Source organism: Streptomyces sp. NPDC002144 (assembly GCF_053593695.1).
Genome location: NZ_JBSFDB010000007.1, coordinates 142,621 through 155,782, shown reverse-complemented (window position 1 = coordinate 155,782; position 13,162 = coordinate 142,621). Strand labels below are relative to the sequence as shown.

Annotated in this window: 11 protein-coding genes; 5 read left to right on the top strand and 6 right to left on the bottom strand. The window is 71.8% G+C overall.

Going from position 1 to position 13,162, the window contains the following annotated elements; all coding sequences use genetic code 11:
- The first annotated feature begins 374 nt into the window (after positions 1 to 374).
- Positions 375 to 836 (top strand): ATP-binding protein, encoded by a 462-nt coding sequence (locus tag ACWCQ1_RS13070; protein ID WP_133045574.1) that lies wholly within the window; start codon positions 375 to 377, stop codon positions 834 to 836.
- Between the two features lie 342 nt (positions 837 to 1,178).
- Here ACWCQ1_RS13070 and ACWCQ1_RS13065 read toward each other — a convergent pair whose 3' ends face one another.
- Positions 1,179 to 2,105: a cyclase family protein gene (locus tag ACWCQ1_RS13065; protein ID WP_451026473.1), complete on the bottom strand. Its 927-nt coding sequence runs from the start codon at positions 2,103 to 2,105 to the stop codon at positions 1,179 to 1,181.
- Between the two features lie 84 nt (positions 2,106 to 2,189).
- On the opposite strand from ACWCQ1_RS13065, the gene ACWCQ1_RS13060 reads away from it, so the two are divergent.
- From ACWCQ1_RS13060 to ACWCQ1_RS13050, 3 genes are all read left to right on the top strand, one after another.
- Positions 2,190 to 3,101, top strand: a complete 912-nt coding sequence (locus ACWCQ1_RS13060) for an SDR family NAD(P)-dependent oxidoreductase (protein ID WP_133045572.1) — start codon at positions 2,190 to 2,192, stop codon at positions 3,099 to 3,101.
- Positions 3,102 to 3,208: 107 nt separating this feature from the next.
- On the top strand, positions 3,209 to 4,357 hold the full coding sequence (locus tag ACWCQ1_RS13055; protein WP_133045571.1) for an acyl-CoA dehydrogenase family protein: 1,149 nt from the start codon (positions 3,209 to 3,211) through the stop codon (positions 4,355 to 4,357).
- Positions 4,357 to 5,406 (top strand): Zn-dependent alcohol dehydrogenase, encoded by a 1,050-nt coding sequence (locus ACWCQ1_RS13050; RefSeq protein WP_358592482.1) that lies wholly within the window; start codon positions 4,357 to 4,359, stop codon positions 5,404 to 5,406. Before ACWCQ1_RS13055 ends, ACWCQ1_RS13050 begins: the two co-directional genes overlap by 1 nt.
- Positions 5,407 to 5,419: 13 nt before the next feature.
- Here the strand turns inward: ACWCQ1_RS13050 and ACWCQ1_RS13045 are convergent, their stop codons facing one another.
- Entirely contained in the window at positions 5,420 to 6,403 is a 984-nt protein-coding gene (locus tag ACWCQ1_RS13045; protein ID WP_358592484.1) for a GlxA family transcriptional regulator, read from the bottom strand.
- Positions 6,404 to 6,474: 71 nt separating this feature from the next.
- On the opposite strand from ACWCQ1_RS13045, the gene ACWCQ1_RS13040 reads away from it, so the two are divergent.
- A complete protein-coding gene (locus ACWCQ1_RS13040; RefSeq protein ID WP_451026472.1) occupies positions 6,475 to 7,797 on the top strand; it encodes an MFS transporter in 1,323 nt (440 codons plus the stop codon).
- 6 nt (positions 7,798 to 7,803) lie between these two features.
- On the opposite strand, the gene ACWCQ1_RS13035 is transcribed toward ACWCQ1_RS13040, so the two are convergent.
- The 4 genes from ACWCQ1_RS13035 to ACWCQ1_RS13020 all read right to left on the bottom strand — a co-directional run bounded on the left by ACWCQ1_RS13035 (position 7,804) and on the right by ACWCQ1_RS13020 (position 13,099).
- A complete protein-coding gene (locus ACWCQ1_RS13035) occupies positions 7,804 to 8,394 on the bottom strand; it encodes a flavin reductase family protein (protein WP_451026471.1) in 591 nt (196 codons plus the stop codon).
- 40 nt (positions 8,395 to 8,434) lie between these two features.
- A complete protein-coding gene (locus ACWCQ1_RS13030) occupies positions 8,435 to 9,226 on the bottom strand; it encodes an enoyl-CoA hydratase/isomerase family protein (RefSeq protein WP_451026470.1) in 792 nt (263 codons plus the stop codon).
- On the bottom strand, positions 9,217 to 11,442 hold the full coding sequence (locus ACWCQ1_RS13025) for an acetate--CoA ligase family protein (RefSeq protein ID WP_358592489.1): 2,226 nt from the start codon (positions 11,440 to 11,442) through the stop codon (positions 9,217 to 9,219). Before ACWCQ1_RS13025 ends, ACWCQ1_RS13030 begins: the two co-directional genes overlap by 10 nt.
- Positions 11,443 to 11,587: 145 nt before the next feature.
- A complete protein-coding gene (locus tag ACWCQ1_RS13020) occupies positions 11,588 to 13,099 on the bottom strand; it encodes a flavin monoamine oxidase family protein (RefSeq protein ID WP_451026469.1) in 1,512 nt (503 codons plus the stop codon).
- Between the last annotated feature and the right edge of the window lie 63 nt (positions 13,100 to 13,162).

The following is a 13,162-nucleotide window of genomic DNA, read 5'->3' as shown; positions in this document are numbered from 1 at the left end:
GCCCGGAGTCGGCTGCGCGCTCCGGTACCTTCTGTGGGATGCGAGTGGTTCCGAGCACGCGCCACGCCGGTGTTGCCCCTGGGGCGAGGCCGGATCAGGCCTGTTCGACTGCTCCTGGTGAGCGTCGCACAGTATGCCGTACGGGTACTCCTTCCCGCTGGAATATGCCCGAAGCGCTTGTTGGGGTGACTGTACGTCAACCATGCTGTCGTGCAAGGGATTCACGTTCCGTGACCCCTGCCTTGGGCTCTGCTCTGGCTGTTGTTCTGGCCATGCAGAAAATGGCTACGATCGTGGCCCTCGTCGCGGTGCGTGCGTGGCGTGAGGTCATGTGTCCGCCGGTTCGGATGGTGTGAGCGGTGCAGGTGCTTCAGGTGCAGATGGAAGTCCGGCCCGACCCCGCAGAGGTGGGGCGGGCCCGGAAATGGGCGCGTTCGCGTCTCGCCGGGCCCGGTGTCGGGGTCGACGACTCCCTTGCCGAGACGCTGATCCTGCTCGTCTCCGAACTCGTCACCAACGCCGTCGTGCACACCGGCCGGCCCGCCGTGCTACGGCTGTCCCTGCCCGGCAGCGGGGCCGGTTCGGCCACCGTCCGCCTCGAGGTGGCCGACGCCAGTTCCCGGGCGCCGGTGCCCCGCTGTGTGGACGGTGACGCGACCGGTGGGCGAGGGCTCGCCCTCGTCGACGGGCTCGCCGACCGCTGGGGCTGGAGCCCCGACGGCGCGGGCAAGCGCATCTGGTGCGAGCTGGACCGGTGCGACGGGGCCCAGCGGGCCGCCGTGGCGTACCCGGGGAGTACGTCGGCCTATGAGGGGCTGGCGTTCGAGGCGGTGTGACCGGACCGGTACGTCCGGTGCGTGGGTGCGGGTGCACGGGGTCGGTGTACGGGTGCGGCGAAGGCCGCCGTACCCCGTCCCGCGACGACCGTGCGCCGGGGTGTGCCCCTGTGCGCGGCACCTGTGAACCGGGCATAACGCGCAAATCTCCTTGGGGCTGTTGACGGAAAGTGTCCGCCTGATCACGCTTGAGGGCATCGGTTCGCCGCGAGGGGACGGCGAGGTCCCCGGTCACGGGTGCCCTCGGCGAGTGCGGGTCGTGGATCGGCGTCGGCGGTGCGCGGTGCGGTGCTCGGGGCGGGCAGTGCGCGCCGCCGTCCGGTGCGGGTGCGGGTGTCCGCGCTAGAGAACGGCGACGGGGGCCACCGGGGTTCCGGTCGCGCCGACGAAGGGCTCGGGCATCGCGGACAGCAGGAACGCGTACCGGCCGGTTTCTCCACAGGCTGTGGACAACTCCTCGAGATTCCAGTTCTGGCCCTGCAGCATCCCCATCTCCACCAGGTCGAGCGCGTGCACGGGCAGCCAGAGGTCCTCGATCTCGGGCGGGAAGATCTCGAACGTGAGGGTGTCGTTGGCGACCGCGGCCACATCGCGCGCGTGGAACCACTCCGGCGCGCGCACCGACAGCCCCGGCGACGGGTAGCCGTACCCGTCGCGGTCCCCGGCGAGATACACCTGGATCTGCCCGGTCCGTACGAGCACGACGTCCCCGGCGCGCACGCGCGTACCGGCGAGGTCCTCGGCCGCCTCCAGGTCCTCCGGCGTGACGGCGTGCCCGCCCTCCAGCCGGTCCACGCCCCGCGCCCGGGCCACGTCCAGCAGCACCCCCCGCGACACGACGTGCCGCGCCTTGTCGATGCCGGCGAACTCGGCGCCGCCGTGCGCGGTCACGGTGTCGGCGGGGCGGCCGTTGTAGAGCTTCCCCGAGTGCGAGGCATGGGCCAGTGCGTCCCAGTGGGTGCCCGCCTGCAGGCCCATCGTCACGGTGTCGTCGCTGCATGCCACCGTGCCCGGGCCGAACAGCTCCTGGTTGATCTGCACCATCGCGTGCAGCGGATTGACCCGGCCCGGGATCATCCCCGACTGCACGCCGTCGTGCTTCAGGGGCAGGGCGAGCGGGACGCGGCGGCCGGTGTGGACGGTCGCGGCGGCCTCACGGACGACCTCGTCGGTGATCAGGTTGAGGGTGCCCAACTCGTCGTCGGCTCCCCAACGCCCCCAGTTGTTCACGCGCTTGGCGATCTCATGGAACTCGGCGGGCAACGACATCGGCCCTCCCCGGGGCTTGTCTCCAGGTATCTGACGCGCCATAAAATCTAACGGTCCGTCAGAAACCGCGGGAAGGGGCCGGGCGTGGGGAACTTCTTGGCAGGCAAGGTCGTCGCCGTGACCGGTGCCGGGCGGGGTATCGGCCGGGCGGTGGCGCTGGCCGCGGCGGCCGAGGGAGCGCGGGTCGTGGTCAACGACTACGGCGTCTCGGTGGACGGCGCGTCACCGACGAGCGAGGTCGCCGAAGCGGTCGTAAAGGAGATCGAGGCGGCCGGCGGGGAGGCGGTCGCGGTCGCCGACGACGTGTCCACGATGGCCGGCGGCGCGCGGGTCGTGGAGGTGGCGCTGTCGTCGTACGGACGGCTGGACGGGGTGGTCTGCGTCGCCGGGATCCTGCGCGAGCGGATGCTGTTCAACATGTCCGAGGAGGAGTGGGATCCGGTGGTCGCCACGCATCTGAAGGGCACGTTCACCGTTTTTCGCGCCGCGTCCGCCGTCATGCGGAAGCAGCGGGCCGGGACGCTGATCGGGTTCACCAGCGGCAATCATCAGGGGTCCGTCTCGCAGGCGAACTACAGCGCGGCGAAGGGCGGGATCATCTCGCTGGTGCGGAGCGCTGCGCTGGGCCTGAACAAGTACGGGGTGACCGCGAACGCGGTCGCTCCCGTTGCCCGTACGCGGATGTCGGCCAATGTGCCGATGGAGCTCTCTGAGATCGGGGAGCCGGAGGATGTGGCCGCGCTGGTCGTGTATCTGCTGTCCGAGCGGGCTCGGGAGGCCGGGGTGACCGGGCAGGTGTACACGGTCGCCGGGCCGAAGATCGCGGTGTGGGCGCAGCCGCGGGAGCTGCGCGCCGCGTATGCCTCCGGCGGCTGGACGCCGGAACGGATTGCGGAGTTTCTGCCGGGGTCGGTGGGGGTGGATCCGATGCCGATGCTTGAGCGGTTGCGGGAGATGGAGAGGGCTGCTCGGGATGGGGCTCGGCCGAACGCCTGATAGTTCGGGGGCGTTCTGGGTTGGCGGGTGCGGGTTGTCGGTGGCTTGTCGCGCAGTTCCCCGCGCCCCTGGGTAGGTCGAGTCGGCGGCGTCGAGAGGAGACCCTCGTGGACTTTGGATTCACCGCCGGGGACGAGGCGTTCCGGGCGGAAGCGAAGGCCTGGCTCGTCGAACACAGTGACCCCTCTCATGATCGCCGCACCTGGGAGAAGACCCTGGGCAAAGCCGGCTGGATCGGGCTGGGGTGGTCGGAAGGGGGCTACGGGAACCGGACCGCCACCCTCACCCAGCAGGTCGTCTGGGCCGAGGAGTACGCGCGGTCGGGGGCGCCCGCCCGGTCCGGGCATATCGGGGAGAAGTTGCTCGCGCCCACCCTCATTGCGCATGGGAGTGAGGAGCAGAAGGGACGGTTTCTGCCGCCCATCGCCGCCGGGGAGGAGCTGTGGTGTCAGGGGTACAGCGAACCCGGGGCCGGGTCCGATCTGGCCGGGGTGCGGACCTCCGCCGTGCGGGAAGGGGCGGAGTTCCGGATCAGTGGGCAGAAGATCTGGACCTCGCTCGCCCATGAGGCGGACTGGTGTTTCGTGCTCGCCCGGACGGAAGTCGGCTCGCGTCGGCATCACGGGCTGAGTTTTCTGCTCGTGCCCATGGACCAGCCGGGGCGGATCGAGGTGCGGCCCATCCGGCAGATGACCGGGACCAGTGACTTCAACGAGGTCTTCTTCGACGGGGCCCACGCGCGGGCGGAGCATCTGGTCGGGGGTGAGGGGCGGGGCTGGCAGGTGGCGATGAGTCTGCTGGGGTTCGAGCGCGGGGTGTCGACCCTGGCCCAACAGATCGGGTTCGCCCAGGAGTTGACGGAGGTCGTGCGGGGCGCCCTGCGCAGTGGTGCGGCCGGGGATCCGGTGGTGCGGGAGCGGATCGTGCGGCTGTGGGCCGAGTTGCGGGTCATGCGGTGGAACGCCCTGCGCACGCTGGGGGGGTCCGGTGACGCGGGCGCGCCGAGTGTGGCGAAGCTGCTGTGGGCGAACTGGCATCAGCGGCTGGGGGAGTTGGCGGTACTGGTGCGGGGGGCCGGGGCGGCCGTCAGCGCCTCGGACTGGTCGCCTTCCGCGTCCTACCGACTCGACCCGGATCAGCACCTGTTCCTGTTCTCGCGGGCCGACACCGTCTACGGCGGCTCGGACCAGGTGCAGCGCAACATCATCGCCGAGCGGGTGCTCGGCCTGCCGAGGGAGCCCAAGGGGGTCGTCTGATGCGCGGTGTGGTGTTCGACGGTAAGCGGGTCGAGGTCGTCGACGACCTGGAGGTGCGGGACCCGGGGCCCGGAGAGGTGCTGGTCGCGATCGCGGCCGCCGGGCTGTGTCACAGCGATCTGTCCGTGGTCGACGGGACCATCCCCTTCCCCGTGCCCGTGGTGCTGGGGCATGAGGGGGCGGGGGTCGTGGAGGCCGTGGGGGCCGGGGTCACGCACGTGGCGCCGGGGGACCATGTCTCGCTGTCCACGCTCGCCAACTGCGGCGCCTGCGCCGAGTGCGACCGTGGGCGGCCCACCATGTGCCGCAAGGCGATCGGGCGGCCGGGGCGGCCCTTCACGCAGGGCGGGCGGGAGCTGTACCAGTTCGCCTCCAACTCCGCGTTCGCGGAACGGACCGTGGTGAAGGCCGTGCAGGCGGTGCGGATCCCGAAGGACATTCCGCTGCCGTCCGCCGCGCTCATCGGGTGCGGGGTGCTGACCGGGGTCGGGGCCGTGCTCAACCGGGCGCGGGTGGACCGGGGGGACTCGGTGCTCGTCATCGGGACCGGCGGGATCGGGCTCAACGTCATCCAGGGGGCGCGGATCGCGGGGGCGCTCAGGATCGTCGCCGTCGACGCCAATCCGGCGAAGGAGGAGGTGGCACGGCGGTTCGGGGCCACGGACTTCCTGACGTCCACCGACGGGGTGAAGGAGATCCTGCCGGACGGGGCCGACCACGCCTTCGAGTGCGTGGGGCGGGTCGAGCTGATCCGGCAGGCGATCGACCTGCTCGACCGGCACGGGCAGGCGGTGCTGCTGGGGGTGCCGGCGGCCACCGCGGAGGCGTCCTTCCTCGTCTCCGCCATGTACCTCGACAAGTCCATCCTGGGCTGCCGCTACGGCTCCTCGCGCCCGCAGCGCGACATCGCCCTCTACGCCGAGCTGTACCGGGCGGGACGGCTGCTGCTGGACGAGCTGGTGACCGAGACCTACCCGGTCGAGGACTTCGAGAAGGCGAAGGCCGACGCGGAGGCGGGGCGGGTGGCGCGCGGGGTGCTCACGTTCTGACCGCGCGGGGTGCTCACGTTCTGACGCCGGTGCGGAAGGTCCGGCGGTACGCGGTCGGGGTCACCCCCAGGGCCGCCTGCAGATGCTGGCGCATCGACTGGGCGGTGCCGAAGCCGGCCTCCTGCGCCACCTGGTCCACCGACAGATCGCTCGACTCCAGCAGCTGCCGGGCCCGCTCCACGCGCTGCTGGGTGAGCCACTGGCCGGGACTGACGCCGACCTCCTCGCGGAAGCGGCGCGTGAAGGTCCGTACCGACATCGCTTCCTGGGCGGCCATGTCGCGCAGCTGGATCGGCTCGTGCAGCCTGCCCAGCGCCCAGGCGCGGGCGCCGGTCGTGGTCGCCACCTGGGGCTCGGGGACCGGGCGGTGGATGTACTGCGCCTGTCCGCCGTCGCGGTGCGGCGGTACGACCGTGCGGCGGGCCACCTCGTTGGCGACCGCCGTGCCGTGGTCGCGGCGGACCATGTGCAGGCACAGGTCGATGCCGGCCGCCACCCCGGCCGAGGTCAGGACGTCGCCGTCATCGATGAACAGCACGTTCGGGTCGACGTCGACCTTCGGGAAGAGGCGCTGGAGCTGGTCGGTCTCCGCCCAGTGCGTGGTCGCGGGGCGGCCGTCGAGGTAGCCGGCGGCGGCGAGCACGAAGACGCCCGTGCAGATCGAGGCGAGCCGGGTGCCGGGGCGGATGTGGGCGAGGGCGGCGGCCAACTCGTCGGTGAGGACGCCCTCCTCGAAGACCGGGCCGAGTTCGTACGACGCCGGGACGATCACCGTGTCGGCGGTGGCGAGCAGCTCCGGGCCGTGCTCGACGTGGATCGAGAAGTCGGCGTCCGTGCGCACCGGGCCGGGTGGCCGGACCGAGCAGGTGAGGACCTCGTAGAGGTGGCGGCCCAGGGCGTCCTTGGGACGGCCGAAGATGCGGTGCGGGATGCCCAGCTCGAAGGGGAGCAGGCCGTCCATGGCGAGGACGACGACACGGTGCGGGCGGAACTCCATGGCCCGATTCTAACGAATGCTGTCCTTTGGGCCAGTGGTTGCGACCGGTTCCGGCCGGGATGCTGTATGTCGTGACCCAGACAACCGAGGCGGCAGCCGCCGTAGAGGAAACCCCGTCCGCCGGAAAGACCCACCGCATCCACCGCGCCTGGTTCGTCGCCGCCGTCACTTTCGTGACGATCATCGGCGCGGCCGCCTTCCGCTCCCTGCCCGGGCTGCTGATCGACCCGCTGCACCAGGAGTTCGGCTGGTCGCGCGGCACGATCGGCGCGGCCGTATCGATCAACCTCGCGCTGTATGGCCTGACCGCGCCCTTCGCGGCGGCGCTGATGGACCGCTTCGGCATCCGCAAGGTCGTCGCGGTGGCCCTGACGGTCATTGCCCTCGGTTCGGGTCTGACGGTGTGGATGAACTCGGCCTGGCAGCTGCTTCTGTGCTGGGGCCTGCTGGTCGGCCTGGGCTCGGGCTCGATGGCGCTGGCCTTCGCGGCCACGGTCACCAACCGCTGGTTCACCGAGCGGCGGGGCCTGGTGACGGGCATCCTGACGGCCGCGTCCGCCTCCGGCCAGCTGATCTTCCTGCCGGTGCTGTCGTGGATCGTCGAGCACCACAGCTGGCGTCCGGCGGCGGTCACGGTCGCCCTCGCGGCCCTGGCGGTCGTGCCCTTCGTCTGGCTGCTGCTGCGGGACCATCCGGCGGACGTGGGGGTGAAGCCGTACGGCGCGAAGGAGTTCGTGGCGAAGCCGCCGCCCGCGCAGGGCGCCGCCCGCCGCACGGTGCGGGTGCTGGCCTCGGCCGTCCGCACCGGCCCCTTCTGGCTGCTGGCCGGCACCTTCGCGATCTGCGGCGCCTCCACCAACGGTCTGATCCAGACCCACTTCGTGCCCGCCGCGCACGACCACGGCATGCCGGTGACGGCGGCGGCCTCGCTGCTCGCGGTGATCGGGGTGTTCGACGTCGTCGGCACGATCGCCTCCGGCTGGTTCACCGACCGCTTCGAGCCGCGTCGCCTTCTCGCGGTGTACTACGCCCTGCGCGGCATCAGCCTCCTGTTCCTGCCGATGCTCCTGGCGCCCTCGGTCCACCCCCCGATGCTGTTCTTCATCGTCTTCTACGGCCTCGACTGGGTCGCCACCGTCCCGCCCACCGTCGCCCTGTGCCGCGAGCACTACGGCGACGACAGCGCCATCGTCTTCGGCTGGGTCCTCGCCTCCCACCAGGTGGGCGCCGCCCTCGTGGCCTTCCTGGGCGGCGTGGCCCGTGACGTCTTCGGCTCCTACGACATGGTCTGGTACGCCTCGGGAGCCCTGTGCGCGGCGGCGGCGCTGATGGCGTTGGTGATCAGGCGGAGGCCGACGGCGAAGGCGCCGCAGCTCGCGACGGTCGCTGCTTAGGACCCCTTAGTCCTGCAGGCGCCCGAAGCGGCCCCGGTGGAAGAGGAGGGGGGTGTCCTGGGTGTCGGAGGTGCCCAGGGCCTCCACCCGGCCCACCACGATCAGGTGGTCGCCCCCGGTGTGGACCGCGTGGATCGTGCAGTCGATCCATGCGACCGCGCCGGTCAGGCGGGGTGAGCCGGTGGCCGGGGCCGGGTCGTGGGGCACGCCCGCGAACTTGTCGGCGCCGCGCACCGCGAAGGCGCGGCACAGGTCGCCCTGATCGGCGGCGAGGACGTTGACGCAGAAGACGCCGGCGTGGGCGATGCGCGGCCAGGTCGTCGACGTACGGCCGACCATGAAGGCGACCAGGGGCGGGTCGAGGGAGAGCGAGGAGAAGGACTGGCAGGCGAAGCCGGCCTCCGGGGGCGCCGTCACGATGGTGACGCCCGTCGCGAAGGTGCCCAGAACGCGGCGGAACTCGGTCTGGTCGACGGGGGCGCGCTCGTCCTCGCCGACGCACCGCAGCTCAGGGCGCGGCAGTGGCTCCACGGGGATCGTGGCCCCGGTCGACCTGAGGTATCGGACGGCGGCCGCGGCCGCTCCTGCGTGTCCCATCACCCCTCCATTGAAGCTGACGGTTCGTCAGATGGGAAGGTCAACGACCCTGGTAGTCGGGGCTTCTGCGCTCCACGAAGGCCCGTACGCCTTCCTGGGCGTCCCGCGTCGTCATGTTGATCTCCTGCGCGGCGGCCTCGGCGGCGAAGGCGGTCGCGCGGTCGGTGTCCAGGGAGGCGTTGACGAGCTGTTTGGTGAGGGCGAGGGCGCGGGTGGGGCCGGTGGCGAGGCGTTCCGCCCAGGCGCGGGCCGTCTTCTCCAACTCCTCGTCGGGGACGACCCGGTTGACCAGGCCCAGGCGTTCGGCGTCGGTGGCGGAGAGCGCGTCGCCGAAGAACATCAGCTCCTTGGCGCGCTGCGGGCCGATCAGGCGGGGAAGGAGGTACGCCCCGCCGCCGTCAGGGACCAGGCCCCGGCGCACGAACACCTCGATGAACTTCGCCGACTCCGCGGCCAGTACGAGGTCGCAGGCGAGGGCGAGATGCGCGCCCAGGCCGGCCGCCGTGCCGTTCACCGCCGCGATCACCGGCTTCTCGCAGTCGAGGACGGCGGCGGTCAGCCGCTGGGCGCCGAGGCGCAGGACGCGGGCCACGTCCCCCGCCACCCGCTCACCGGCCGCAGCGCCACCGCGCAGGTCCGCGCCCGCGCAGAAGCCGCGCCCGGTCCCGGTGATCACCACCGCCCGGACGTCCGGATCGGCCGACGCGTCCGCCAACAGCTGGATGAGCAGGTCCCGTTGGCCGGGGGTGAGGGCGTTGAGGGCCTCGGGCCGGTTGAGGGTGAGGTGGGTGACCCGGCCGTCGGTCGTGTGCAGGATCCCGGTCACCGGCACACCGCCAGCGCGTCCAGCGCCACCGCGCCCTGCCCCCGGGGCAGCACCATCAGCGGGTTGATGTCGAGCTCCGCCAGCTCGTCCCCGAGCTCCATCGCCATGCGCTGCACCCGCAGGACGACCTCCACGAGCGCGTCCACGTCCGCCGGCGGCCGCCCCCGGACCCCCTCCAGCAGCGCCCGCCCCCGCAGGTCGGCCAGCATGGCGTGCGCCTGGTCCTCACCGAAGGGCGGCACGCGTACGGCGACGTCGTGCAGCACCTCCACCAGCACCCCGCCGAGCCCGACGGTCACGGTCGGTCCGAAGAGCTCGTCGTGGGTGACGCCGACGACCATCTCCACGCCCCGCTCGACCATCTGGCAGACCAGGACACCGTCCAGCGAGACGCCCTCGTAGCGGGCGATGTCCGTCAGCTCGCGGTAGGCGTCCCGGACCTGGCTGGCGGAGGTCAGGCCCACCTTCACCAGGCCCAGCTCGGTCTTGTGGGCGATCTGCGCGCCGGACGCCTTCATCACCACGGGGTAGCCCACCAGCCCGGCCGCGCGGACGGCCGCCGCCGCGCTGGTCACCAGCTGCTCGCGCGGTACACGGATGCCGTACGCCCGCAGCAGCTGCTTCGCCGCGTGCTCGCTGAGCTGCTGGCCGGGGCGCATCAGCGCCTGCGCCTTGCGGAAGGAGGGCGAGGTGGTGCGCGGGGCCTCGTCGAAGGGGGAGCGGTAGTGGGCGACGAAGCGGTGGTGGTCGAGGTAGGCGCGGACGGCGGTGATGCAGTTGGCGACCGTGCGGAAGGTCGCGACGCGCGAGGAGCCGAGCAGGACCTCGCGGTACGCCGGTTCGGTGCCGACCGGGGACCCCCACACCACGCACACCAGCTTGTCCGTCCGCTCGGCCGCGTCCACCAGGTCCTGGACGAGCTTGTCGCTGAGCGGCGGGAAGGGGCCCGTGATGGGACAGATCAGCACGCCGACCGCCGGGTCGTCGAGGATCGCGTCGATGATCTTCCGGCCGCGTTCGTCGCCGACCGGGTGCCCGCCGTTGTCGACGGGGTTGGCCACGCTGAGGTACTCGGGTATCCACTGGTGCAGCTCGGTCTGTTTGGCCGCGGACAGCTCCGGCAGCGACAGCCCCGCCTCCGTCGCCAGGTCTGCGAAGTGCGCTCCGGTGCCGCCCGAGATGGAGTAGACGACGACCCCGTCCGCCCGCGGCGGCTTCGCCCGGGCCAGCAGGGCGGCGGTGTCCTGGAGTTCGTCCAGGCCGTCCACCCGGATCACGCCGAACTGCCGCATCGCCGCGTCCACCACCGTGTCCGCGCCGGTCAGCTTGCCGGTGTGCGAGGCGGCCGTACGGGCGCCGGTCTCGGTGCGGCCCACCTTCACCGCGACGACCGGTACCTTGCGCCGGGCGGCGCGGTCGGCGGCGAGCAGGAAGGAACGGCCGTCCTTGAGGCCCTCGACGTAGCAGGCGATGGCGCCGACCTCGGGCCGCTCGGCGAAGTAGGAGAGGAAGTCGGCGGTCTCCAGGTCGGCCTCGTTGCCGGTGGGCGCCCAGTGGGAGAGCCGGATGCCGAGCTCCTGGAGGGAGAAGACGGGTCGGCCCTGGTGTCCCGACTGGGTGATCAGGGCGATCGCCGGTCCGTCGAGGTCGTCGCGGAACCGCTCGAAGGCGTTGAGGTTGGTGTTGGGCCCGAGCAGCCGCATCCCCGAGCGCCGCACGGCGAGCGCCAGGCGCTCCTGCGCGGCCGCGCCCTCGCTGCCCGTCTCGGCGAACCCCGAGGCGAAGACCACCGCGAACTTCACTTTCGCCTCGGCGAGTTCCTCGACCACCGGAAGCGGGTCGGCGACCAGTAGCACCGCCAGGTCGACCTGTTCGGGCAGGTCGGCCACGGACGGGGAGCAGGGTATGCCGAAGACGGACTCGCGGTTCGGGTGGACCGGGTGCAGCCGGGCGCCGACCCGCTCGGCCCAGGCCACCAGTTGCCGGGTGATGCCGGTGTTGGGCCGCCCCTCGGTGTCCGAGGCGCCGATGACGGCGACGGACTCGGGGCGGAAGAACCGGTCCAGGTCGGGGACGCCGGCGTACAGCGGTCGCCCGCCGACGTCCAGCTCGTCGACCTCGGCGGGCCTGCCGTGGACGGCGGGCCCGGGTTGCTCGCCGCAGGCGATGACCCGGGCCCGGCGGGAGTCGGTGGTGAGGGTGCCGTGGGTTGATCCAAGCATCGGTCCGCCCGCTCCTCTGAGACAGCCAAATAACTGACGCTCTGTCAGATTACTGAACTGACGCAGTGTCAGGAATGGGCGTGCACCCAAAGTTGGTGAACCAGCAACCGATCAACAGCGGGTGAACCCGCACCGATCAACCGGCTCAGAGCTCCGCCAGCACCTCCTTGGCCACCCGCTCGCCCGACCGCACGGCTCCGTCCATGTAGCCGTTCCAGTACGTGGACGTCTCCGTGCCCGCCCAGTGGATGCCGCCGACCGGCTTGCGCAGGGAGGTGCCGTAGTCGGTCAGGACACCGGGCGGGGCGTAGGCGACCGGGCCGCCGCGGGAGAAGCCCTCGTTGTTCCACCGCTGCAGGACGAAGGAGGTCGGCGACTTGGCCTTGTCGCCGAAGTAGTTGACGTAGTCCTTCAGGACGGCCGCCTTGACCTCGTCGACGCTCGAGGCGTCGTACGCCCGCATCTCGTCGGCCTCGATGAAGCCCATCAGGGCGCCGTAGGAGGCGTCCGGCGGGGAGTTGTCGAAGGTCGAGCGGACCACGCCGGAGTCGCTGACGACCTGGCCGTTGAGGCCGTCCGCGCGCCAGAAGGGGGTGTCGTAGACCGCGATCGCCTTGCCGATCGAGCCCATCGGCAGCCGCTGGCTGAGCTGGTCCCGGGCGGCGGGGAGCAGGGGGTCGTAGGTGATGCGGGCCGCCAGCGGGGGCGGTACGGCGACGACGACCTTCTTCGCCGTCACCGTGATCCCGTCGGCCGTGACGACGTACTTGGCGCCGGACTGCGCGATCGAGCGCACCGGAGCGCTCAGCACCACCCGGTCGCCGAGGGTCGCGGCCAGCTTGATCGGGACCTGCTGGGAGCCGCCGACGAAGCGGGACTCCTGGGCGCCGTTCGCGGTGTCGGTGAGGCGTTCCAGGGTGCCGGCGTTGTTCTCGTCGCCGGCGGCGGCGATGTAGAACAGCACGTAGAGCAGGGAGAGTTCGCTCGGCTGCGCCGAGAAGATCGACGTACAGGCCACGTCCAGCAGGAACTTGGCCGAGGGGATGACCGCGTTGGCGTTCAGCCAGGTCTCGAAGGTCTGCTTGTCCCACTCGGCCGCCTTGGCGGCCGTCCAGGGCGCGTCCACCGGCACCTTCTTGGCCATGTCGTCCAGCGAGGCCTGCACGATCGCCGCGTTGGCGAGCCCGGCCACGTCGATCGGCGGGACCGAGCCGAGAAGGCCGTCGGTGGCGTACGGGGTCCGGGTGCCGTCCTTGTAGAGGAGGTTCTTGCCGGTGTTGTAGGTCGTGAAGGTCGCCACGCCCAGGGAGTCGGCGAGGGCCTTGATGCGGTTCTGGGTGGGGCCGATGAACTCGCCGCCGCCCTCGGTGAACCCGCCATTGGCGAGCTTGAGGTTGACGACCCGGCCGCCGACGCGGTCCCGGGCCTCCAGGACGGCGACCGTCTTGCCTCCTGCCACCAGGTCACGGGCCGCGGTCAGTCCGGCGAGGCCGCCGCCGACGATCGCCACGTCGACGTCACGGCTGGTCGCCGCCGACGCGGTTGTGGCGGCGGTGCCGGTGAGGGTGACGGCGCCCGCCGCCGCGGCGGCACCGCCGAGCAGGGAGCGCCGCGTCAGGGCGCGGGGGTGGGGCTGTCTTTCGCGTGCCACGTGCATCCTCCGTATGGAGAGAGTGGGGAGAGAATGTGGAGCCGAAAGCTGAGCAGTGTTCACATTCTG

Bases quoted from the DNA above. Each gene is read 5' to 3' on its own strand.
- ACWCQ1_RS13045 (WP_358592484.1), bottom strand. From the start codon at position 6,403: ATGGAGTTCCGCCCGCACCGTGTCGTCGTCCTCGCCATGGACGGCCTG.
- ACWCQ1_RS13025 (WP_358592489.1), bottom strand. From the start codon at position 11,442: ATGCTTGGATCAACCCACGGCACCCTCACCACCGACTCCCGCCGGGCC.
- ACWCQ1_RS13065 (WP_451026473.1), bottom strand. From the start codon at position 2,105: ATGTCGTTGCCCGCCGAGTTCCATGAGATCGCCAAGCGCGTGAACAAC.
- ACWCQ1_RS13020 (WP_451026469.1), bottom strand. From the start codon at position 13,099: ATGCACGTGGCACGCGAAAGACAGCCCCACCCCCGCGCCCTGACGCGG.
- ACWCQ1_RS13035 (WP_451026471.1), bottom strand. From the start codon at position 8,394: ATGGGACACGCAGGAGCGGCCGCGGCCGCCGTCCGATACCTCAGGTCG.
- ACWCQ1_RS13050 (WP_358592482.1), top strand. From the start codon at position 4,357: ATGCGCGGTGTGGTGTTCGACGGTAAGCGGGTCGAGGTCGTCGACGAC.